At 39.0% G+C, this 20,691-nt stretch carries 24 protein-coding genes and 5 tRNA genes; 28 read left to right on the forward strand and 1 reads right to left on the reverse strand.

Going from position 1 to position 20,691, the window contains the following annotated elements; all coding sequences use genetic code 11:
* Positions 1 to 19 precede the first annotated feature (19 nt).
* The 10 genes from ACLCDL_RS07630 (at position 20) to ACLCDL_RS07675 (ending at position 6,439) form a co-directional block, all read left to right on the forward strand.
* Complete coding sequence (locus ACLCDL_RS07630) at positions 20 to 472, forward strand: carboxymuconolactone decarboxylase family protein (protein WP_423147692.1); 453 nt, start codon at positions 20 to 22, stop codon at positions 470 to 472.
* A 177-nt stretch (positions 473 to 649) separates the two neighbouring features.
* Positions 650 to 1,204 carry an REP-associated tyrosine transposase gene (locus tag ACLCDL_RS07635; protein ID WP_423147693.1) on the forward strand — a complete coding sequence of 185 codons (555 nt, stop codon included), beginning with the start codon at positions 650 to 652 and terminating at the stop codon, positions 1,202 to 1,204.
* Between the two features lie 1,262 nt (positions 1,205 to 2,466).
* Complete coding sequence (locus tag ACLCDL_RS07640) at positions 2,467 to 2,769, forward strand: nucleotidyltransferase family protein (RefSeq protein ID WP_423147694.1); 303 nt, start codon at positions 2,467 to 2,469, stop codon at positions 2,767 to 2,769.
* Complete coding sequence (locus ACLCDL_RS07645) at positions 2,759 to 3,097, forward strand: HepT-like ribonuclease domain-containing protein (protein WP_423147695.1); 339 nt, start codon at positions 2,759 to 2,761, stop codon at positions 3,095 to 3,097. The genes ACLCDL_RS07640 and ACLCDL_RS07645 overlap by 11 nt, the downstream gene beginning before the upstream one ends.
* A gap of 76 nt (positions 3,098 to 3,173) precedes the next feature.
* Entirely contained in the window at positions 3,174 to 3,695 is a 522-nt protein-coding gene (locus ACLCDL_RS07650; protein ID WP_423147696.1) for a Crp/Fnr family transcriptional regulator, read from the forward strand.
* A 79-nt stretch (positions 3,696 to 3,774) separates the two neighbouring features.
* Entirely contained in the window at positions 3,775 to 4,365 is a 591-nt protein-coding gene (locus ACLCDL_RS07655) for an NAD(P)H-dependent oxidoreductase (RefSeq protein WP_423147697.1), read from the forward strand.
* A 79-nt stretch (positions 4,366 to 4,444) separates the two neighbouring features.
* Positions 4,445 to 4,972, forward strand: coding sequence for a VOC family protein (locus ACLCDL_RS07660; RefSeq protein ID WP_423147698.1), 528 nt, complete (start codon positions 4,445 to 4,447; stop codon positions 4,970 to 4,972).
* Between the two features lie 3 nt (positions 4,973 to 4,975).
* Positions 4,976 to 5,344: a VOC family protein gene (locus ACLCDL_RS07665; protein ID WP_423147699.1), complete on the forward strand. Its 369-nt coding sequence runs from the start codon at positions 4,976 to 4,978 to the stop codon at positions 5,342 to 5,344.
* A 185-nt stretch (positions 5,345 to 5,529) separates the two neighbouring features.
* A complete protein-coding gene (locus tag ACLCDL_RS07670; protein ID WP_423147700.1) occupies positions 5,530 to 5,925 on the forward strand; it encodes a hypothetical protein in 396 nt (131 codons plus the stop codon).
* Between the two features lie 274 nt (positions 5,926 to 6,199).
* Complete coding sequence (locus ACLCDL_RS07675) at positions 6,200 to 6,439, forward strand: hypothetical protein (protein ID WP_423147701.1); 240 nt, start codon at positions 6,200 to 6,202, stop codon at positions 6,437 to 6,439.
* A gap of 92 nt (positions 6,440 to 6,531) precedes the next feature.
* Here the strand turns inward: ACLCDL_RS07675 and ACLCDL_RS07680 are convergent, their stop codons facing one another.
* Positions 6,532 to 8,289 carry a lysophospholipid acyltransferase family protein gene (locus ACLCDL_RS07680; RefSeq protein WP_423147702.1) on the reverse strand — a complete coding sequence of 586 codons (1,758 nt, stop codon included), beginning with the start codon at positions 8,287 to 8,289 and terminating at the stop codon, positions 6,532 to 6,534.
* 20 nt (positions 8,290 to 8,309) lie between these two features.
* On the opposite strand from ACLCDL_RS07680, the gene ACLCDL_RS07685 reads away from it, so the two are divergent.
* From ACLCDL_RS07685 to rpoB, 18 genes are all read left to right on the forward strand, one after another.
* Positions 8,310 to 9,269, forward strand: coding sequence for a ComEA family DNA-binding protein (locus ACLCDL_RS07685; RefSeq protein ID WP_423147703.1), 960 nt, complete (start codon positions 8,310 to 8,312; stop codon positions 9,267 to 9,269).
* Entirely contained in the window at positions 9,259 to 9,789 is a 531-nt protein-coding gene (locus ACLCDL_RS07690) for an adenine phosphoribosyltransferase (protein ID WP_423147704.1), read from the forward strand. Before ACLCDL_RS07685 ends, ACLCDL_RS07690 begins: the two co-directional genes overlap by 11 nt.
* A gap of 95 nt (positions 9,790 to 9,884) precedes the next feature.
* Entirely contained in the window at positions 9,885 to 10,076 is a 192-nt protein-coding gene (gene rpsU / locus ACLCDL_RS07695; RefSeq protein WP_423147705.1) for a 30S ribosomal protein S21, read from the forward strand.
* 72 nt (positions 10,077 to 10,148) lie between these two features.
* Positions 10,149 to 11,030, forward strand: a complete 882-nt coding sequence (locus tag ACLCDL_RS07700; RefSeq protein WP_423147706.1) for a tyrosine-type recombinase/integrase — start codon at positions 10,149 to 10,151, stop codon at positions 11,028 to 11,030.
* 18 nt (positions 11,031 to 11,048) lie between these two features.
* Positions 11,049 to 11,387, forward strand: coding sequence for a ribosome hibernation-promoting factor, HPF/YfiA family (hpf, locus tag ACLCDL_RS07705; RefSeq protein ID WP_423147707.1), 339 nt, complete (start codon positions 11,049 to 11,051; stop codon positions 11,385 to 11,387).
* A gap of 187 nt (positions 11,388 to 11,574) precedes the next feature.
* A tRNA-Thr gene (locus tag ACLCDL_RS07710) sits at positions 11,575 to 11,647 on the forward strand.
* Between the two features lie 69 nt (positions 11,648 to 11,716).
* Positions 11,717 to 11,800 (forward strand) — tRNA-Tyr (locus ACLCDL_RS07715).
* 92 nt (positions 11,801 to 11,892) lie between these two features.
* Positions 11,893 to 11,965 (forward strand) — tRNA-Gly (locus tag ACLCDL_RS07720).
* Between the two features lie 113 nt (positions 11,966 to 12,078).
* Positions 12,079 to 12,150: transfer RNA gene (locus tag ACLCDL_RS07725), tRNA-Thr, on the forward strand.
* 56 nt (positions 12,151 to 12,206) lie between these two features.
* Positions 12,207 to 13,394, forward strand: coding sequence for an elongation factor Tu (gene tuf, locus ACLCDL_RS07730; protein ID WP_423147708.1), 1,188 nt, complete (start codon positions 12,207 to 12,209; stop codon positions 13,392 to 13,394).
* 129 nt (positions 13,395 to 13,523) lie between these two features.
* Positions 13,524 to 13,594 (forward strand) — tRNA-Trp (locus tag ACLCDL_RS07735).
* Between the two features lie 16 nt (positions 13,595 to 13,610).
* Positions 13,611 to 13,805 carry a preprotein translocase subunit SecE gene (gene secE, locus ACLCDL_RS07740; RefSeq protein WP_423147709.1) on the forward strand — a complete coding sequence of 65 codons (195 nt, stop codon included), beginning with the start codon at positions 13,611 to 13,613 and terminating at the stop codon, positions 13,803 to 13,805.
* 11 nt (positions 13,806 to 13,816) lie between these two features.
* Complete coding sequence (gene nusG / locus ACLCDL_RS07745; RefSeq protein ID WP_423147710.1) at positions 13,817 to 14,359, forward strand: transcription termination/antitermination protein NusG; 543 nt, start codon at positions 13,817 to 13,819, stop codon at positions 14,357 to 14,359.
* Between the two features lie 195 nt (positions 14,360 to 14,554).
* Entirely contained in the window at positions 14,555 to 14,998 is a 444-nt protein-coding gene (gene rplK, locus ACLCDL_RS07750) for a 50S ribosomal protein L11 (protein ID WP_423147711.1), read from the forward strand.
* A gap of 22 nt (positions 14,999 to 15,020) precedes the next feature.
* Entirely contained in the window at positions 15,021 to 15,719 is a 699-nt protein-coding gene (rplA, locus tag ACLCDL_RS07755) for a 50S ribosomal protein L1 (protein ID WP_423147712.1), read from the forward strand.
* 2 nt (positions 15,720 to 15,721) lie between these two features.
* A complete protein-coding gene (gene rplJ, locus ACLCDL_RS07760) occupies positions 15,722 to 16,240 on the forward strand; it encodes a 50S ribosomal protein L10 (RefSeq protein WP_423147713.1) in 519 nt (172 codons plus the stop codon).
* A 57-nt stretch (positions 16,241 to 16,297) separates the two neighbouring features.
* Entirely contained in the window at positions 16,298 to 16,678 is a 381-nt protein-coding gene (gene rplL / locus ACLCDL_RS07765; protein ID WP_374163110.1) for a 50S ribosomal protein L7/L12, read from the forward strand.
* A 150-nt stretch (positions 16,679 to 16,828) separates the two neighbouring features.
* Positions 16,829 to 20,638 carry a DNA-directed RNA polymerase subunit beta gene (gene rpoB, locus ACLCDL_RS07770; RefSeq protein ID WP_423147714.1) on the forward strand — a complete coding sequence of 1,270 codons (3,810 nt, stop codon included), beginning with the start codon at positions 16,829 to 16,831 and terminating at the stop codon, positions 20,636 to 20,638.
* The last annotated feature ends 53 nt before the right edge of the window (positions 20,639 to 20,691 follow it).

Raw genomic sequence — 20,691 nt, forward strand, 5'->3', positions numbered from 1 at the left:
ATTTTATAAGAATAATACAATGCAAAAGCGATTTAACATTAAGGCAGTAGCTCCAAATGCTCTGAAAGCAATGATTGGCTTAGAAACCTATCTTTCACAGTGTTCTATATCTAAAACAACCAAGGAACTTATCAAAATCCGTGCTTCACAAATTAACGGATGTGCGTTTTGTATCAACATTCACACTCAGGACGCAATCAAAAATGGTGAGACCAGCCAGCGTATTTTTTTACTGAATGCCTGGAGAGAAGCGGAGGGTATTTTTACGGAAGAAGAAAAAGTAGTATTGGTCATAACGGAAGAGATAACGTTAATCCATCAAAATGGATTATCAGACGACACTTACACAAAGGCCTTGCAATTTTTTAGCGAGACCCAAATTGCAGATATCATCATGGCAGTTATTACCATCAATCTCTGGAACAGGATTGTACTAAGCACCCACCTGCTGATAGGACAAAGTCTTGCATAAGACATATCATTGAAAATCGCAGGTTTAAGGACCTGTGATTTTTATTGCATGCATAGAAAGAGTATTCGGGCTAACCCTTTTTGTCTGTAGAGTTAAGCGTTAGCGTCTCTACAGATTTACAGATAAACAAGAGTCTCGGACTCTCATACCTATTTCTCAAAAACGTATATTAGCCTGATGTCTGAACAGGGCTATGCTATAAAAGATCAATACGCAGTTCATTTTATTACGTTTGCCGTAGTGCAATGGATTGATGTTTTTTCAAGGAAAGAGTACGCGGATATAGTAATAGAAAGTTTAAGATTCTGCCAAAAGAACAAAGGGCTAAAGGTGCATGCCTGGTGCATTATGAGTAATCATCTTCATTTAATAGTATCAACTATTGAACCCAACAGATTGTCGGATGTACTAAGAGACTTTAAAAAGTTCACATCGAACCAAATAATTAAAGCAATTTCTGAAAATAGTAAAGAGAGCAGAAAAGGATGGATGTTATGGATCTTTAAGAAAGCCGGGGAGCGAAATAAAAGAAACGAAGAGTATCAGTTTTGGCAGCAGGAAAATCATCCTGTGCAGTGTGATACTAATAATATTATTGAATCAAAGCTAAAATATCTTCATGAAAACCCACTAAGGGCAGGATTGGTAAGGTATGAACAGAATTATATTTATTCTTCAGGAATTGATTATTATACAGACGAAAAAGGCTTGATAGAGATAGATTTTGTTTAAGTGAGTCGGAGACTCTTGATTATTTGTTAATCCGTAGAGCCCTACGGAACTCTACGGATAGAAACGGGGCAATGCCGGTTTTGGTGCTTTTTTAAAGTTCCGGTGTTTCTAATATCTTTAGTGTAACTGGAAGGTGTTGCGGTTTATTTCGGCACAGCAACAAGTAGAACCGTTAACCGTTATTCACCGTACCGAACGAATAAGACCATCAGTAATGCAAGACACAGATAAATTTCAAACCGAATACAAAAACTATTACAATTCAACAAAGAAGCGAAGGTTTACGATATTGAATTTGGAAGTTCGTCCGCTAACCTTTTGGGACTATTTTATTCTCGCTCTATTCACTACAGTAGTGGGAGCTCACTTTTTCATTACATACCGGAATCCCCAGTGGAGATTACCTGGACTAGCAAGCGTTTCTTTAGCTGCTTATGCCTTAACGACTGCAACTCCATTTGGGCTTCGGTTTAGGAATGTATATTTTTTCGCCGTTTGGCTGGTTTTGTGCTTAATATTCTTATTTGCTGGGACGAGCCTGGCATTCCTTCCATTAGCGAGCTTTGTTCTCTATCAAGCTATACGACTTCTATTTTGGCAAAAATACAACAAAGAGTTTATCCCCTTTCAACTAGTACGGGCTCCTTTAACGTTTTCAAAAAAGGCATTTTTACTCAACTTTGATAGAGTGATAAGTAAGACTGAGGGGAGAGGCGGTTATCAGGAGGATAAACGATATATGCGGTGGATGGTGCGCTTGGGCTTTTTGATATTTATAATTTGTCTTTATGGCATTGTTGGTGTTCGTTTCGACTAGAAGAGCCTAAAGCCACTTATATAAAGAAAGAAGAACAACACCTAACAAGAGCTTTGCTCAATAGCGGCTGCAGTGCTGTTTGAAAGCTTGGTGCTTTTCAGTTATTTTTAGTGCAAGGCAAAGCGGAAGTGATTTTAAAACCGCTACTAAGCAAAGCCATTAACCGTTATCTTTAATCTTAAACCCCTTTCTGTCTGTAGAGTTAAGCGTTAGCCTCTCTACAGATTCACGGATAAACAAGAGTCTCGGACTCTCATACCTATTTCTCAAAAACGTATATTAGCCTGATGTCTGAACAGGGCTATGCTATAAAGATCAATACGCAGTTCATTTTATTACGTTTGCCGTTGTGCCATCCTCGAAGGCTGTTATGTGTATGCTCCAGCCAAACTAACATTTTACCATACCGGCTGTTTTTTGTAAATTTGACTAAGGCGTTATAATAATGAATTTAATAGAAAAGCATACTTCTCTAATATCTAAGCTTTGTCAAAGCCATAAAGTTAAAAGATTGTATGCCTTTGGCTCTGTGCTTACAGAAAAGTTTAACAAAGAAAGCGACATAGACCTAATTGTTGACTTTGAACCGTTGAACGTTCTGGATTATGCGGATAACTATTTTAACTTCAAATTTGCTTTACAAGATATTTTGAAACATCCTGTGGACCTGCTGGAGGAGAAAGCAATTAAAAATCCTTTTTTTAGAAATTCTGTAAATCAACAACGACTACTGATTTATGGAGAATAATATCAAGGCCTGGCTTTATGATATTCTGAATGCTATAGATGAAATTGAAAGTTTCTTTATAGATATCCCTAAAGAATTTGAGTACTGCCAACGGGACCTGCGAACCAAACGTGCGATCGAAAGAAATATCGAAATTATAGGTGAGGCGATCAACCGCATTCTAAAACAAGACCAAGCGGTTGAAATATCAAATTCACGGAAAATAGTAGATATCAGAAACAGAATAATCCATGGTTATGACTCTGTGTCCGACGAAGTAATCTGGGGAGTGGCGGTGCGACATCTGCCTTTATTACAAGAAGAAGTTGAAAAGTTGTTAGGAGAATAGAAAGCACTGCCCTTTCTGCATGTGCCCTGCGGAACTCTACGGATAGAAACGCTAAAACGACGAACAAAAAGAAAAAATGCCAATTGATTGGGAAATATTCAGTCTTCATTTTAAGCGAATAGAAGTTCCTGCGAAAACGACTCTTTTAGAGGAAGGGAAAATTTCGCGAACGATGTTCTTTATTGAAAAAGGTTGTTTGCGCACATGGGTTAACAGTAATGGAAAAGATATTACAACTCAATTTTTTTTCGAGGGCGACAGTGTTTCTTCTATAGAAAGCTTCAGAACAAATAAACCCAGTTTATATAGTATTGAAAGTATAGAGCCGTCTATTTTACTGACGATTTCACAAAAAGAGTTTCAGGCTATTTTAAAAAGCTCCCCGACAGGGAAAAAAGAAATGGAAGAGCACCTGTTCAGGCGACTTTTTCAAAGTCAACAAATCTTCTTTTCCTATCTTAAAAATAGTCCGCAGCAACGCTATAAAGATTTAATTGAGCAACATCCCGAAATTATTCAGCGTGTTCCTCAGCACTATATTGCTTCCTATCTCGGTATCACATCGGTATCCTTAAGCCGGATACGGAACAGAAAGTAGATTTCATTTCTTTACAATTGTTATCGTCACGGGCTTTTCGCCTGCTCATCTTTGACCTGTAAATATCAACAGATAAAAAATGAGAGTAGCGATAATATTTAGTCACCCTTATGAGAAAAGTTACTGCAATGCCATTTTAGAAGCAGTAACAAAAGGGCTTGAAAACGGACAACACACCGTTGACCTGATGCATCTTGATAATGACGGATTTAATCCTGTAATGTCGAAAGCAGATTTGAAAGCGTTTGTTGATCACCAACCCGTTGATCCGCAGGTTATAGATTATAATAAGCGATTAGAAAAGGCCGACCATATAATAGTTATCTTCCCGATCTGGTGGGATTTGATGCCTGCCATGATAAAAGGCTTTGTCGACAGAGTGCTAAGTCCGGGGGTAGTTTATGACCATCACCCAAGGGGATTTGGATTAGTGCCGCTTCTAAAAAATTTAAAAGGCGTAACTATGATCACAACGATGAATAAACCACAAATAATGTATTCGGTGCTTATCGGGAACTTAATAAAGAAAGCGATGCTGAAAAGCGTATTTAAAACCATGGGATACAAAAATCTTAAGTGGATCAGCTTTGCTTTTGTAAAGTCTGTAAGTCAGGAAAAGAGAGTAAAATGGCTTGCTGATCTTGAAAAGAGGTTTGCAAAATTGGCCTGAGGCTTTCCTGACTGTCTCTCAAAATAGTATATTAGTAGACGATCTGATCATGAAAAGCGAAGACTAAACCATCCGGCAAATGAAAAAGACATCCTTGCTGATTTTAGTTATTGCAGCATCATTCTGTTCAGGTTTCGCATTCAAGGCAATAATTTCAAAACAATCCGATAGGCATACAGCAATGAAAAAAGTAACAGGTATTGGCGGCATTTTTTTCAAATGCCAAAACCCCGACAAAATGAGGGAGTGGTATCAGACACATCTTGGTTTAAATACCAACGAATATGGGGCGGTTTTTGAATGGCACCAGGGCGCCGACAGCACAAAGAAAGGATTTACGAACTGGAGCCCTTTTAAGGAAACCAGCAAATACTTTGAGCCTTCGGCAAAAGATTTTATGATCAATTACCGGGTGGAGAATTTAGAAGCGCTGGTAGAAGAATTGAAGAAAAGCGGAGTAAGCGTATTAGACACTATTGAAACCTACGACTACGGTAAGTTTGTACATATTCTTGACGCGGAAGGAAACAAGGTAGAACTTTGGGAACCCAACGACATTGAATATGAAAAATTAGGAGAACAGATGGGAAGCAAGACAACGAAATAAAGAATGGAAGTCAATCAGAAAGTAAAACCTTTACGGACTTTTATCGGGGCAAAGGATTATGAGGTATCTAAATCCTTCTATCGCGATCTGGGTTTTCAAGAAATAGCGATTTCAGAAAGAATGTCTCTTTTTAAGATAGGGGAACAGTGCTTTTACCTGCAGGACTATTATGTAAAAGAGTGGGTTGATAATACCATGCTGCTGCTCGAAGTAGATGACGCGGATAGCTACTGGGATTTTTTGCAGCAGCTCGAACTGGATAAGAAATATGATAATGTTCGCTTGATTCCGGTACAACAGAATGATTGGGGAAAAGAGTGTTTGCTGATCGATCCCTCAGGAGTGTTGTGGCATTTTGCGGAATTTTTTTAATTTTTTGCTTTCGGGGGTGTGGAAACATCTTGTAAAAGGACGGTGTTTAAGCGAGTCGGGGACTCTTGTTTATTTGTTAATCCGTAGAGCCCTGCGGAACTCTACGGACAGAAAAGGAAGTTATTTGGAATCAATTAGACAGTTACTATTACATTAAAACATACCATAGGAGCAATTTAACCACCATGAAAAAGATCGTATTCGTAGTAGAAAAAACTGAAACAGGATTTTCTGCCTATGCTGAAGACTTTGAAAAAAATCCTGTAGGAACCACAGGCACTTCAATGGCAGAACTGAAAGAGCAAATACTTAATGCCATAAATTTATATAAAGAACACAATGGAGAAAATCCGGTAACAGAAGAAGACATTCCTATTCGTTTAGACGTAGCACAGTTTTTTGAATATTATAAAGAAATTAATGCTACCGCATTAGGTAAACGGGTTGGAATGAATAAAGCCTTATTATCCCAATATGTTAATGGGCATAAAAAACCAGGTCCGAAACAAGTACATAAAATTATTGAAGGGATTAAGAGTCTGGCCAAAGAATTAGAGAGCTTAGAATTAGAAGAAGCTTAAAATATATTAAAACAAATAAACTTTTGCTCTTCGGGATGTTCAGAAAGGCACTCCGAAATTTAAATAAATGCAAAATTTTGCATCTGCTTCAACCATGACACAAGATAGGCTGATGTAACATCCAGTAAAACGAACGTTCTTTAAGGTGAGTCGGAGACTCTTGTTTATTTGTTAATACGTAGAGCCCTGCGGGAACTCTACGGACAGAAAAAATAGAAATAGAGGGTATTTCCATTCTTACAATCGTCATTTCTTTCTGACAATTGGTGTTTCCATGCCGACAATCGTTATTTCCAACCTGACATTTGTTATTTCTTTCCTTACAATTGTTGTTTCCATGCAGACAATCGTCATTTCTTTCCTGACAATTGGTATTTCCATGCCGACAATTGGTATTTCCGTGCCGACAATCGTCATTTCTTTCCTGGTAATTGCCATTTCTGTCAAGACAATCTACATTTCTGGTCGGATAGTTGTTGTTTCTGTAATGAAAACGGACTTTTCCTTAGCATAATGCATGGTTTTCATGATAGAAACGCAATTTTCTGTAAAGGCACCGGCTGTTTCTTCTGTTAAAAGACGTTTATTTAGTTAAAAAGGACGCACTTATAAGTTCTTTCCCAGTTTTTCGATCATTTCCGGTGGTACTTTCTCCAGGTCGAGCACTAAAAACCCGTCCAGGCTGTCGGAAAATTTGGGGTCGATGTTAAAGCAAATGATTTTAGCGTTCAGGGCGATGTACTGGCGCAATAAAACAGGTACTTTGATATGGGTAGTTTCAATTTCGGAAATCAAACTGTCCAGGTTTTTCAGGCTTTCGTTCTTTTCCAATAAGATGTCGGTATCAATCTTCGAAAAGTCTACCTTAAACTGTTTCCTCGGTTTTACGTATTGAGCCAGTTCATGGTCGAAGTGATGTTTGGTAATATAATTTACAATCAGTGATTTTGAAAACTTAGAAAAGCTGTTGCTGATACTTACAGGGCCTATTAAGTAGCGGTATTTCGGATTGTCGATCACATATTTCAAAATAGCCTTCCACAACAGGAACAGGGGCAGGGGTTTTTGCTGGTATTCTTTCCGTATCCACGACCTGCCGAGCTCAAGGCTTTTTCTTAATATCGGGTAAAACTGATCTTTAATTTTAAAAAGTTCGGCGGTATAAAAGCCTTTTTTACCCATGCTGTAAAAAATCTCGTCGCCTTTACCAATGCGGTAAGCGCCTACAATCAGTTTTTCATCTTTATCCCAAATAAAAAGATGGTGGTAGTAAATATCGTATTCGTCCAGGTCGATAGACTTATTGGTGCCTTCGCCAACTTCGCGAAAAGTTATTTCACGCAGGCGGCCTATTTCTTTTAAAACGGTTGGTATCAACGACGAAGGCGTTATGTAAACCTTGTATTGCTTTTCTGTCCAAACCAGGTAATTCTCTTTTATTTTGATTACCTCAGCTTCTAAAAGTTCCGCCTGGGCCTCGGCTACTATCGGTTCGGGATTGCTTTTTATTTTAAAAAGATTACCGGGGTTGAAGATCTTTTTTTCTTCCTCGAGACCCGCACCCAGCGCATATGTTTTGGCTCTAACAAAATTTAAAAGCTTATTGGTGTTGTTTTGATAGGGGGTATCATCAATATCAATCGGTTTTCCTATCCGTAATTTAATGGTGTGGCCGTGTTTATTAAATAACTCCGATGGCAGCTTGGCGGTACGCAGGGTGGGGTGTATCAGGCTCAGTAAATTAAAAAGCAGGCCGTTATTGCCATGAAAGTAGATAGGTACTACCGGCACTTTCGCTTTCGCGATGATCTTGCCTACAACCGGATGCCACAAGCGATCGGTTACCTGTTGGGTTTCTACTTTAAAGGTAGATACTTCTCCGGCAGGAAAAATTCCGATAGGCACACCGGACCTTAACAGGTCTAATGTATTTTTAATGCCGCTGATGCTCGACGAATGTTCTACATTCTCGAAAGGGTTTACGGCAATAAAATAGTCGCTCAGGTTGGGAATTTTCTTTAGCAGGAAATTTGCCATCAGCTTTGCATCCGGCCTTACGGTACAAAGTATTTTGAGCAAAACCAGCCCTTCTATACCGCCATACGGATGATTTGCGATGGCAAGAAATGAACCTTTTTCCGGCAGGTTTTTAAGTTCGTTCGGGTCGTATTGTACTTTTACTCCAAGTATTTCAAGAATCTTGTCAATAAAAGGAGGCCCTTCCAGGTGCTGGGCTTTAGCAAAAGTTTCGTTTACATCGTTAATCTTCATTACCTCCATCAGCAGTGAAGCAAGGCCCGGCATCTTTATTTTGTCGATCTTGGTAGCTTTTGCAAACTCTTCTTTCGTTATAATCTTTGTCATTTCAGCAGAAATTCCAGGTGATGCGCAAATTTCTGAAAAATAACGATTATTTTAGATTAAATATCCAGAACCTGATGAAGGAAAAGTTAATCGCATTTTTCTCATTCTCTAAAAAGGAATATAACGGCCTTCTGATATTCTCGCTGCTTATTGTTCTGGTTGAACTTGTTCCTTCAATCTACTCTCATTTCTCAACCCCGGAAGTGTTCAGCTTTCAGGACTTTCAGCAGGATATTGAAAAATTAAAGGCATCCGAAAAGGCAATCAGCAGTAATTACAGATCGTCTTATGATCGCCCCGTTAATAAAACACCGGCAGTTCTTTTTGATTTCGATCCGAATACAGTATCTGCAGAATTATGGGAAAAGCTGGGCCTTTCTGACAGGCAGATAAAAGTTCTTACCAATTACACAAGCAAAGGCGGCAGGTTTTACAAGCCCGAAGATTTGAAAAAGATTTATTCCATTTCAACTGCGGATTATGAAATATTAAAGCCTTTTATAAAAATCAAGCCTTTTGAAGGAGGTAGGAATTTTGAAGCATATCCGGCAAAAGAAACATTAAGCAAACAGCGTGTAGTGATTGAACTTAATTCTGCAGATTCTGTTCAGCTTGAATCCGTAACCGGTATCGGCCCTGCTTTTGCCCAACGCATTTTAAAATACAGGAAACGCTTAGGCGGATTTTATAAAAAGGAACAGCTGCTTGAAGTGTACGGTGTAGACAGCACGAAGTATCAGAACCTGCAAGACGAGGTATTGGTAAATGCCGGATCTATTGAAAAAATAGCTATCAATACCGCAGGTTTCGAAGAATTGAAACGGCATCCTTACTTAAGCTATAAACAAATCAATGCGATTGTTCAGTATAGAAAACAGCATGGTAATTACCGCTCGATAGACGATATGAAAAAGGTTTTGATTCTTAATGATGAAATTTTACGTAAGATTGCCCCATATTTAAATTTCGATGATAAGTGATCGTGTAAAAGCTGCAGTTCGTGATATCGCTGATTTCCCTAAGCCCGGTATCGTATTTAAAGACATTACTCCCATATTTAAAGACCAAAAGCTTTGTACTGCAATTGTAGATGAATTTTGCAGCAGGCTGGCCGGTGTTCCTGTAGATGTTATTGCCGGTATTGAAAGCAGGGGCTTTTTATTCGGAATGATGCTTGCAAATCGCCTCGGAGTTCCCTTTGTCCCTATTCGCAAAGCGGGTAAGCTTCCTTATAAAACTATCCGGCAGGAGTATCTTCTTGAATACGGTTCAGCTTCTGTTGAAATTCATGAAGACGCATTTGAAAAGGGGAAGAATGTTTTAATACACGACGACCTGCTTGCTACGGGAGGTACCGTACTGGCAGCAAGCAAGCTTATACAGCAATTGGGTGGAGTAGTGTCTGGCTATAGTTTCGTAATAAACCTGGATTTTTTACAGGGTAAAGAAAAATTAAAAGCCTTTTCTGATAGTATAATTGTAATTGCAGAATATGCCTGATCAATCTCTCCTTATAAATTAAAATACATTTATTTTATATTAAATTTTTAATTACATTTGCAGTCCTAAAAAATTGAGAGGAGGTATATAAGCAAATGATTATTATCAACGTAAAGGACGGAGAATCGTTAGACAAGGCTCTTAAACGTTTCAAAAAGAAATTTGAGAAAACCGGAGTATTAAGAGAACTTCGCAGTCGCCAGGCATTTGAGAAAAAATCAGTGGCCCGTCGTAACGTGATTAAGAAAGCTGTATATAAGCAAACTCTTAACCAGGAAACTATTTAATTTCTACACAACTATTTTTATATATTAAAACTATTTGTATATTCACAAATGAGGATATACAAATAGTTTTTGATGTTTATAGAGCGCTTTATACAGTATTTGCAATTTGAAAAACGGTATTCTCCTCATACCGTTGGCGCCTATAAAAATGACCTTCTTCAATTCTTCGCTTATATCCAATCTCAGGAGTGGGATTTTAGCAGTTTAGAACATGCTCATCTTCGTTCCTACCTTGCAGAACTCATTGAGGATAAAAGGGAACCGAAAACAATTAACCGTAAGATTTCCGTTCTGCGGTCGTATTATAAGTTTTTACTCCGGGAAAAAGCTGTTTCATCAAATCCAACACTTCAGATACGTGCTCCTAAGGTTCCCAAACGTTTACCTGTTATTGTTGAAGAAAACAAATTGAATCTGTTATTGGATTCAGGCGACAGTTTCTCCGCTGATTTTCCGGGGCTGAGAGATAAACTCGTTATTGAGCTGCTTTTTGGTACCGGTATCCGCCTTGCTGAACTTATCACTTTAAAAGATACTGATGTTGATAGCTATAACAGAACGATAAAAGTTTTGGGAAAAAGAAGTAAGGAAAGAATAATTCCGCTTAATTCTTCTTTATATCAGCTTATAAAAGAATATCTTGAAGAGAAGGATAAGCAAAACTTTGAGGAGAAGGTCCCCCAGCTGGTGGTGATCAATAATGGAAAAGCGGCTTATCCAAAATTTATATATCGGGTTGTACAAAAGTATTTAAGCACAATATCAACACAGGATAAGAAAAGCCCGCATGTGCTGCGACATACTTTTGCAACAACTTTACTGAATAACGGTGCGGATTTGAATGCAATTAAAGAGCTGCTGGGGCATAGCAGCCTGGCTGCAACCCAGGTGTATACACATAATTCTGTTGAACGGTTAAAATCAATTTATAAACAAGCCCATCCAAAGGCGTAATTAAAAAAAGGAGGAAAAATGAAAGTTCGCGTACAGTCAATTCATTTTGATGCAGACAAAAAGTTAATTTCATTCATTCAAAAGAAAATTGATAAGCTGGATCAATTTTTTGACGGGATTATAAGCGGAGAAGTGTATCTGCGGTTGCAAAAAACAGAGGATGAAGCTAATAAAATAGCCGAAGTAAAGTTAAGTGTTCCTGGGAATCTTTTTTTTGTAAAAGAGCAGTGTAAAAGCTTTGAAGAAGCTACAGACCTTGCAATTGAATCTATTTTACGCCAGATTAATAAGCACAAAGCGAAGTATCGAAACAGGTTGAGTAACCATAAAGAGTTGTTGCAGGCAACTGCTTCCTGATTTTGTTTTCATATAAAAATCTGAAATTCCGACAGTTAAAAAAGCTGTCGGAATTTTTTTTAAAAAAATTTTGTGCGATATGTAATTTTTGTAGATTTGCAGTCCATTTCAGGGGCGTTCTCGAATAAAGAAAGCAAGCTGAAAAACGATGTTCTTTAACAGTTAAACTATTTTTTAAAAATAATTAGCCTCCTTAGCTCAGCTGGTAGAGCAACTGACTTGTAATCAGTAGGTCATTGGTTCGATCCCGATAGGAGGCTCAATTTAGATTTTCAACTCAGGTTTGCGACCTTAAATTGTAAGCTGAAATCGGAAATCCTAATCAGGCTGGGGAGATACCAGAGCGGTCAAATGGGACGGACTGTAAATCCGTTGCTTCGGCTACGAAGGTTCGAATCCTTCTCTCCCCACCAAAAAATATAATGATTGAAGGATAGAAAGGTTGATTGAATAGGGCGTACGTTGTTTAGTCATTCAATAAATCAAAATTTCATCATTAAAATAAGCGGAAGTAGCTCAGTTGGTAGAGCGATAGCCTTCCAAGCTATAGGTCGCGAGTTCGAACCTCGTCTTCCGCTCTTTTAAAAAGTTGGCAGTCGGCTGTAGCCGGTTGCAGTTTTTTATTTTAAGAAACTGTAATCGCTCCCGATAGTTTCGGTAACTTGACAATTATCGGAATTGGGCTGAAAAAGCCGATGTAGCTCAGCGGTAGAGCACTTCCTTGGTAAGGAAGAGGTCATGGGTTCAAGTCCCATCATTGGCTCAGGGTAATAAAAATTACAAACAACATAAAAATTAACTTATTAATTAGTATAAAACATGGCAAAAGAAAAATTTGACCGCAGTAAACCACACTTAAATATTGGTACTATCGGTCACGTTGACCACGGTAAAACTACTTTAACTGCAGCTATTACTAAGGTTTTAGCTGATGCTGGTTTATCTGAGGCGCGTTCGTTCGATTCGATTGACTCAGCTCCTGAAGAAAAAGAAAGAGGTATCACAATCAATACTGCTCACGTTGAGTATTCAACAGCTAATCGTCACTATGCACACGTTGACTGCCCGGGTCACGCGGATTATGTAAAGAACATGGTTACCGGAGCTGCTCAGATGGATGGTGCTATCCTTGTGGTTGCATCTACTGATGGTCCAATGCCTCAAACTCGTGAGCACATCCTGTTAGCTCGTCAGGTAGGTGTACCTGCACTTGTTGTGTTCATGAATAAAGTTGACATGGTTGATGATGCTGAATTATTAGACCTTGTTGAAATGGAAGTTCGTGAGTTATTATCATTCTATGAATTCCCTGGTGATGATATTCCTGTAATTCGCGGATCAGCTTTAGGTGGTCTTAACGGAGATCCTCAGTGGGTTGGAAAGATCATGGAATTAATGGATGCTGTAGATAACAACATTCCAATTCCTCCACGTTTAACTGATCTTCCTTTCCTGATGCCGGTAGAAGACGTATTCTCAATCACTGGTCGTGGTACTGTTGCTACCGGTCGTATTGAGCGTGGTGTTATCAACTCTGGCGATCCGGTTGATATCTTAGGTATGGGTGCTGAAAACTTAAAGTCTACAGTAACCGGAGTTGAGATGTTCCGTAAGATCCTTGACAGAGGTGAAGCAGGTGATAACGTAGGTTTATTGTTACGTGGTATTGAGAAAACTGATATCCGTCGTGGTATGGTTATCTGTAAGCCAGGTTCAGTAACTCCTCACACAGATTTCAAAGCTGAGGTTTACGTATTATCAAAAGCAGAAGGTGGCCGTCACACTCCATTCTTCAACAAATACCGTCCTCAGTTCTATTTCCGTACAACAGACGTAACCGGAGAAATCACGCTTGCTGAAGGAGTAGAAATGGTTATGCCTGGTGATAACGTAACAATCACCGTTAAACTGATCAATCCAATCGCAATGGAAAAAGGTCTTCGTTTCGCTATCCGTGAAGGTGGTAGAACGGTAGGTGCTGGTCAGGTAACTGAAATATTGAAATAAAATCCTTCAGGCTTTATAAAATAAGCCGGAATAAAATTATGACAGCGCTGTGTTTTTACCAGCGCTGTATTTACAAATAAAGTTCTTACTTTTGTCGCTCCTTAAGCGAGGGCAAAGGTAAGGAGTTTTACGGGCATAGTTCAATGGTAGAATAGAGGTCTCCAAAACCTTTGATCAGGGTTCGAATCCTTGTGCCCGTGCTTAAGCAGAAAACGAATGGCTAACGTAGTTGAATTTATTAAAGAGTCCTATGAAGAAATGACTCAGAAGGTTTCATGGCCTACCTGGTCTGAATTACAAAATTCTGCAGTAATTGTTCTTATTGCTTCTGTAATTATTGCTTTAATAGTTGTTGCAATGGACGAATCGACTGGCGGTCTTCTTAAACTTTTCTATAAATCGGTTGCTTAAAAATATAGTCAATGAGTGATCAATTAAAGTGGTATGTAGTACGTGCCGTAAGCGGTAAAGAAAAGAAAGTAAAGCAATATATAGAAGCCGAAATTAACAGACTTGGTCTTACACATCAGGTACCGCAGGTTTTAATACCGATGGAGAAATACTATCAGATGCGTGAGGGCAAGAAAATTGCGAAAGAAAGAAATTACTATCCGGGCTACGTTTTAATAGAAGCCGCTTTAGATGGAGAGTTGGAGCACGTTATTAAAAATATTAATAGCGTTATCGGATTTTTGGGCGATAAAGGCGGAAATGCTGTTCCTCTTCGCCCTGCAGAAGTAAACAGGATACTTGGAAAAGTAGACGAGATGACCAGCCAGACAGAAATGATGAACGTTCCTTATTACGTAGGTGAAAACGTGAAAGTAATGGATGGTCCGTTTAATGGTTTTTCAGGTGTGATTGAAGAAGTGAACGAAGAAAAGAAAAAGCTCAAGGTAATGGTGAAAATTTTCGGTCGCCGTACGCCTTTGGAGCTGAATTACATGCAGGTAGAAAAAGAATAATATAAAGTTGCAGGCTGTGAGTTACTGCCTAAAAGATTCTTATAATTTATCATACAAATAAAAGAGATTATATCAGTTGAGGGTTTGGTTAAATTGAAGATTTCAACATGCTACCTATAACTCCCAACTAGCAAAAACTTAAATGTTACATAGCTTCCACTTACTAACATTGAGTAATAAATAAAGTAAACAAAAATGGCAAAAGAAGTCAGTGCGTTAGTAAAATTACAGATCAAGGGTGGCGCTGCAAATCCGTCTCCTCCGGTAGGACCTGCATTGGGTGCTAAAGGGGTAAACATAATGGAGTTTTGCAAGCAGTTTAATGCTCGTACCCAGGATAAGCCAGGAAAAGTTCTGCCGGTTGTAATTACTGTATATGCTGATAAGTCATTTGATTTTATCATTAAAACCCCTCCTGTAGCAGTACAATTAATGGAAGTTTCAGGAATTAAAAGCGGGTCTGCAGAGCCAAACCGTAAAAAAGTTGCATCAGTAACTTGGGAGCAGGTTGAAACTATTGCAAAGGATAAAATGCCTGACTTGAATGCATTTACTGTAGAGTCAGCAATGAAAATGGTTGCTGGTACAGCACGCAGTATGGGAATTACCGTATCAGGTAATGCGCCCTGGAATAGTTAATTAAAAAAATCAGTTTAAGAAAGTGGCTAGATTAACAAAAAATCAGAAAAAGGCACTCTCCAAGATTGAGGCAGGAAAAGCTTATTCTTTACAGGATGCAACCGCACTTGTTAAAGAAGTAACTACTACAAAATTCGATGCATCAGTAGATATTGATGTTCGTTTAGGAGTAGACCCGCGTAAAGCCAATCAAATGGTTCGTGGTATTGCTACACTTCCTCACGGAACCGGTAAAACTGTACGTGTTTTAGCTTTAGTAACTCCAGATAAGGAAGAAGAAGCAAAAGCAGCAGGTGCAGATTTTGTAGGTTTGGATGAGTATATCGCCAAAATAGAAGGTGGATGGACCGACGTCGATATTATTATCACTATGCCGAGCGTTATGGCTAAAGTAGGTAAACTGGGTCGTATTTTAGGACCCCGTAACCTTATGCCTAACCCTAAATCCGGTACAGTTACTACAGATGTAGGCAAAGCTGTAACAGATGTTAAAGGTGGTAAAATTGATTTCAAAGTTGACAAAACCGGAATCATTCATGCTTCAATAGGAAAAGTATCTTTCCCTGCTGATAAGATTTACGAGAATGCGTTGGAAGTAATTCAAACCATCTCTAAGCTAAAACCATCTGCAGCAAAAGGAACATATTTTAAGAGTATCCATATCTCTTCTACTATGAGTCCAGGAATCGAAATTGAAACTAAAACAGTAGCGGGGATCTAATCATGAGAAAAGAAGAAAAACAAGAGATTGTTCAAGCCTTGACCGAGCAGATCAAAGAGTATGGTAATTTTTACATTACCGATACTTCAAACCTTACTGTTGCTAAGATCAATACCATCCGCCGTAAATTTTTTGAGAACGGAATTCCAATTCAGGTAGCTAAAAATACCCTTATCCGTAAGGCATTAGAAGCTGCAGGTGTTGAAGCTCCGGAACTTAATGGCGTATTGAAAGGTTCTTCAACAATTCTTTTTTCATCTGTAGCGAATGCGCCTGCAAAATTGATCAAAGAACTTAGAAAAGGTAATGATAAGCCGGTTTTAAAAGGTGCTTATATTGATACAGCAGTTTTTGTTGGAGATAATCAACTAGATGCACTTGCAAGCCTGAAATCGAAAGAAGAGCTTGTCGGCGAAATTATCGGATTGTTACAATCACCTGCTAAAAACGTTGTTTCTGCACTACAATCTGGTGGCAGCACAATTGCAGGATTAGTTAAAACATTACAAGAAAGAGGTTAACGGACACCCTAAGTTCGATTTATTTTAACAAAGTATTAAATTAAAAATTTAAATAAAATGGCAGATTTAAAAGCGTTTGCTGAACAATTAGTAAACTTAACAGTAAAAGAAGTTAACGAATTAGCTCAGATCCTTAAAGATGAGTATGGTATTGAGCCTGCTGCTGCAGCTGTTGCAGTTGCTGCTCCTGCTGCTGGTGGCGATGCACCTGCTGCTGCAGAAGAGAAAACTGCGTTTGATGTGATCTTGAAAGAGGCTGGAGGCCAGAAACTGGCTGTTGTTAAGTTAGTAAAAGACTTAACTGGTCTTGGCTTGAAAGAAGCTAAAGATCTTGTTGACGGAGCACCTAAAGAATTAAAAACAGGTGTTGCTAAAGACGAAGCAGAAGCTTTGAAAAAACAATTAGAAGAAGCAGGAGCTGTAGTTGAGATTAAGTAATATCTTACACTTAAAATAATGTCTTTAGACTCCGATTTTCATCGGGGTCTATTGGCATTTTTATAATACCCATTTTTGTTTGACTTACAAGATCACATAGTTCCGGTCGAACAAGTCACAGTTTATTTTTTAAACTAAAATCTTAATCCCTTGGCAAACAAAAATAATCACATCGAAAGAGTAAACTTTGCAACGAGCAAGAAGGTTATCGATTATCCGGATTTCCTTGATGTGCAATTACAATCTTTCAGGGAATTTTTTCAGTTGGAAACCACTTCAGATAACCGCCATCAGGAAGGTTTGTTTAAAGTGTTTTCAGAAAATTTTCCGATTTCTGACTCAAGAAACATCTTTGTACTGGAGTTTCTTGATTATTTTATTGATCCGCCTCGTTATGACATTCAGGAATGTATTGAGCGTGGATTAACTTACAGTGTTCCGTTAAAGGCTAAACTCCGTTTATCCTGTAACGATGAAGAACATGAAGATTTTGAAACGATTGTTCAGGACGTATACCTGGGAACTATTCCGTATATGACTCCCAAAGGAACATTCGTAATTAATGGTGCTGAACGTGTTATTGTATCGCAATTACACCGTTCTCCTGGTGTGTTCTTTGGACAGAGCCGCCATACAAACGGAACGAAACTTTATTCAGCCCGTGTTATTCCGTTTAAAGGATCATGGATCGAATTTGCAACAGACGTAAATAACGTAATGTATGCATACATCGACCGTAAGAAAAAATTCCCGGTTACAACTCTTTTACGTGCAATCGGCTACGATTCTGATAAAGATATTTTAGAATTATTTGAATTAGCTGATGAGGTAAAGGTAAGCAAGTCAGGACTGAAGAAATACGTTGGTCGTAAACTTGCTGCAAGAGTATTGAAGAAGTGGGTAGAGGATTTTGTGGACGAGGATACCGGTGAAGTAGTTTCTATTGATCGTAATGAAATTATCCTTGAACGGGAAACTATTTTAGAAGACGATCATATCGATATGATCATCGATGCTGGAGTAAAAACAGTTATTCTTACAAAAGAAGACGCCTCCAACAACGCTGATTATTCCATTATATACAATACACTTCAAAAAGATACATCAAATTCAGAGAAAGAAGCGGTAGAACATATCTATCGTCAATTACGTAACGCTGAACCACCGGATGAGGAAACCGCCCGTGGTATCATCGACCGTTTATTCTTCTCTGATAAACGGTATGACTTAGGAGATGTAGGCCGTTACCGTATTAACCGTAAGTTGAAGCTGGATACTCCGGATGAGACTAAGGTTTTAACCAAACAGGATATTATTGCGATAGTAAAATACCTGATCAAATTAATCAACTCCAAAGCAGAGGTAGATGATATTGACCACTTGTCAAACCGTCGTGTTCGTACAGTAGGCGAGCAGTTGTATGCGCAGTTTGGAGTTGGTTTGGCACGTATGGCCCGTACTATCCGTGAACGTATGAATATTCGCGATAACGAGGTGTTCACGCCAACCGACCTTATCAATGCACGTACACTTTCATCGGTGATTAACTCGTTCTTCGGAACCAACCAGTTATCACAATTTATGGATCAGACTAATCCTCTGGCAGAGATTACGCATAAACGTCGTCTTTCAGCTTTAGGTCCAGGCGGTCTTTCTCGTGAGCGAGCAGGTTTTGAGGTTCGTGACGTTCACTACACCCATTATGGCCGTTTGTGTACAATCGAAACTCCTGAAGGTCCTAACATTGGATTGATTTCATCACTTTGCGTTCACGCGAAGATCAATAACTTAGGATTTATTGAAACTCCGTATCGTAAAGTAGATAACGGACGCGTAGTTGTTGAAGAACCGGTTATCTATCTTTCAGCAGAAGATGAAGATGGAAAAACAATCGCTCAGGCAAATGCTCAGTATGATGAAAAAGGTAACTTTATTACTCCGCGTGTAAAAGCCCGATATGAAGGTGACTTCCCTGTTATTGAACCGGAAAAGTTAGATCTAATGGACATTGCTCCTAACCAGATCACTTCTATTGCTGCTTCATTAATTCCGTTCCTTGAGCATGATGACGCTAACCGTGCCCTGATGGGTTCGAACATGCAGCGCCAGGCTGTTCCTCTGCTTCGTCCTGAATCACCTATTGTAGGTACAGGTTTGGAAGGAAGAGTTGCTCGTGATTCGCGTACATTAATTAATGCAGAAGGCGGCGGCGTAGTTGAATATGTAGATGCCAATGAAATTGTTATCCGTTACGATCGTAATGATGACGATAAATTGGTATCATTTGAAGGCGAGGCTAAATCTTACCGTTTAACTAAGTTTAAGAAAACCAACCAGAGTACCTGTATTAATCTGAAACCGATTGTTCGTAAAGGGCAGCGAGTTGAAAAGGGCGAAGTACTTTGTGAGGGTTACGCAACTCAGGACGGCGAATTGGCATTGGGAAGAAATCTTAAGGTTGCTTTCATGCCTTGGCAGGGATTTAACTTTGAGGATGCAATTGTAATTTCCGAACGTGTGGTATCCCAGGATATATTTACCTCACTCCATATTGAAGAATTCGAATTAGAAGTTCGTGATACTAAACGTGGCGAGGAAGAATTAACCCCGGATATTCCAAACGTTTCTGAGGAAGCAACTAAAGACCTTGATGAGAATGGTATCATTCGAATAGGAGCCGAAGTTAAAGAGGGCGATATTCTGATCGGTAAGATCACTCCTAAAGGAGAATCTGATCCTTCACCGGAAGAAAAACTTCTTCGTGCAATCTTTGGTGACAAGGCAGGCGATGTTAAAGATGCTTCTTTGAAAACGCCTCCGTCCATTAGCGGGGTTGTTATTGACACCAAGTTGTTCTCCCGTGCTAAGAAAACTTCTAAAGCAGAAGAAAAAGCACAGTTGGATAAACTGGATGCGAAACACGAAAAAGCTGTTCGTCAGTTAAAAGAAAGCCTTATTGATAAGCTGTTTACGATTGTTAATGGTAAAACTTCTCAGGGTGTTTTCAATGTATATAAAGAATTGCTTGTTCCAAAAGGAGTTAAGTTTACGCAAAAGATACTTGCAGATCTTGAATATGCTAACATCAATCCAACAAAATGGACTACTGATGAGGATAAGAACGAACTGATCAAAGCATTACTTCATAACTACAATATTAAGCTTAATGAAGAGCTTGGAGCTTATAAACGCGATAAATTTGCAATAAGCGTAGGAGACGAACTTCCTTCTGGCATTGTTCAAATGGCAAAAGTTTATATTGCTAAGAAACGTAAGCTTCGTGTAGGGGATAAGATGGCGGGTCGTCACGGAAATAAGGGTATTGTTGCCCGTATTGTTCGTGATGAAGATATGCCATTCCTTGAAGACGGAACTCCGGTAGATATCGTACTTAACCCTCTGGGTGTACCTTCCCGGATGAACCTGGGGCAGATTTACGAAACTGTTTTAGGATGGGCAGGTAAAGAATTAGGTATGAAGTTCGCTACACCGATCTTTGATGGTGCTTCGCACGATGAAGTGGAAGAATGGGTTGCAAAAGCGAATTTGCCAAAATCAGGTAGAACTTATTTATATAATGGATTAACAGGTGAGCGTTTCGACCAGCCAACTACTGTCGGTATAATTTATATGCTGAAATTAGGGCACATGGTTGATGACAAGATGCACGCACGTTCTATCGGTCCTTACTCATTAATTACACAACAGCCGCTGGGTGGTAAAGCACAGTTTGGTGGGCAGCGTTTTGGTGAGATGGAGGTTTGGGCACTTGAAGCATTTGGTGCTGCTAACATCCTTCAGGAAATCTTAACAGTGAAATCTGATGATGTTGTGGGCCGTGCAAAAACATACGAAGCAATTGTGAAAGGTGAAAACCTGCCAACACCTTCGGTTCCTGAATCATTTAACGTATTGGTTCATGAATTAAGAGGTTTAGGTTTGGATATCACATTGGATTAAGTAGTAAGTTATAAGTTGTACGTTATAAGTTTCAGGCTTGGCGTACAACTTAA

Source organism: Rubrilithobacter danxiaensis, assembly GCF_047272945.1.
Lineage (GTDB): Bacteria > Bacteroidota > Bacteroidia > Sphingobacteriales > Sphingobacteriaceae > Rubrolithibacter > Rubrolithibacter danxiaensis.

What these genes read in the sequence shown, in the direction of transcription:
- ACLCDL_RS07630 (WP_423147692.1), top strand. Translation starts at nt 20, where the DNA reads ATGCAAAAGCGATTTAACATTAAGGCAGTAGCTCCAAATGCTCTGAAA.
- ACLCDL_RS07635 (WP_423147693.1), top strand. Translation starts at nt 650, where the DNA reads ATGTCTGAACAGGGCTATGCTATAAAAGATCAATACGCAGTTCATTTT.
- ACLCDL_RS07640 (WP_423147694.1), top strand. Translation starts at nt 2,467, where the DNA reads ATGAATTTAATAGAAAAGCATACTTCTCTAATATCTAAGCTTTGTCAA.
- ACLCDL_RS07645 (WP_423147695.1), top strand. Translation starts at nt 2,759, where the DNA reads ATGGAGAATAATATCAAGGCCTGGCTTTATGATATTCTGAATGCTATA.
- ACLCDL_RS07650 (WP_423147696.1), top strand. Translation starts at nt 3,174, where the DNA reads ATGCCAATTGATTGGGAAATATTCAGTCTTCATTTTAAGCGAATAGAA.
- ACLCDL_RS07655 (WP_423147697.1), top strand. Translation starts at nt 3,775, where the DNA reads ATGAGAGTAGCGATAATATTTAGTCACCCTTATGAGAAAAGTTACTGC.
- ACLCDL_RS07660 (WP_423147698.1), top strand. Translation starts at nt 4,445, where the DNA reads ATGAAAAAGACATCCTTGCTGATTTTAGTTATTGCAGCATCATTCTGT.
- ACLCDL_RS07665 (WP_423147699.1), top strand. Translation starts at nt 4,976, where the DNA reads ATGGAAGTCAATCAGAAAGTAAAACCTTTACGGACTTTTATCGGGGCA.
- ACLCDL_RS07670 (WP_423147700.1), top strand. Translation starts at nt 5,530, where the DNA reads ATGAAAAAGATCGTATTCGTAGTAGAAAAAACTGAAACAGGATTTTCT.
- ACLCDL_RS07675 (WP_423147701.1), top strand. Translation starts at nt 6,200, where the DNA reads ATGCCGACAATCGTTATTTCCAACCTGACATTTGTTATTTCTTTCCTT.
- ACLCDL_RS07680 (WP_423147702.1), bottom strand. Translation starts at nt 8,289, where the DNA reads ATGACAAAGATTATAACGAAAGAAGAGTTTGCAAAAGCTACCAAGATC.
- ACLCDL_RS07685 (WP_423147703.1), top strand. Translation starts at nt 8,310, where the DNA reads ATGCGCAAATTTCTGAAAAATAACGATTATTTTAGATTAAATATCCAG.
- ACLCDL_RS07690 (WP_423147704.1), top strand. Translation starts at nt 9,259, where the DNA reads ATGATAAGTGATCGTGTAAAAGCTGCAGTTCGTGATATCGCTGATTTC.
- rpsU (WP_423147705.1), top strand. Translation starts at nt 9,885, where the DNA reads ATGATTATTATCAACGTAAAGGACGGAGAATCGTTAGACAAGGCTCTT.
- ACLCDL_RS07700 (WP_423147706.1), top strand. Translation starts at nt 10,149, where the DNA reads ATGTTTATAGAGCGCTTTATACAGTATTTGCAATTTGAAAAACGGTAT.
- hpf (WP_423147707.1), top strand. Translation starts at nt 11,049, where the DNA reads ATGAAAGTTCGCGTACAGTCAATTCATTTTGATGCAGACAAAAAGTTA.
- tuf (WP_423147708.1), top strand. Translation starts at nt 12,207, where the DNA reads ATGGCAAAAGAAAAATTTGACCGCAGTAAACCACACTTAAATATTGGT.
- secE (WP_423147709.1), top strand. Translation starts at nt 13,611, where the DNA reads ATGGCTAACGTAGTTGAATTTATTAAAGAGTCCTATGAAGAAATGACT.
- nusG (WP_423147710.1), top strand. Translation starts at nt 13,817, where the DNA reads ATGAGTGATCAATTAAAGTGGTATGTAGTACGTGCCGTAAGCGGTAAA.
- rplK (WP_423147711.1), top strand. Translation starts at nt 14,555, where the DNA reads ATGGCAAAAGAAGTCAGTGCGTTAGTAAAATTACAGATCAAGGGTGGC.
- rplJ (WP_423147713.1), top strand. Translation starts at nt 15,722, where the DNA reads ATGAGAAAAGAAGAAAAACAAGAGATTGTTCAAGCCTTGACCGAGCAG.
- rplL (WP_374163110.1), top strand. Translation starts at nt 16,298, where the DNA reads ATGGCAGATTTAAAAGCGTTTGCTGAACAATTAGTAAACTTAACAGTA.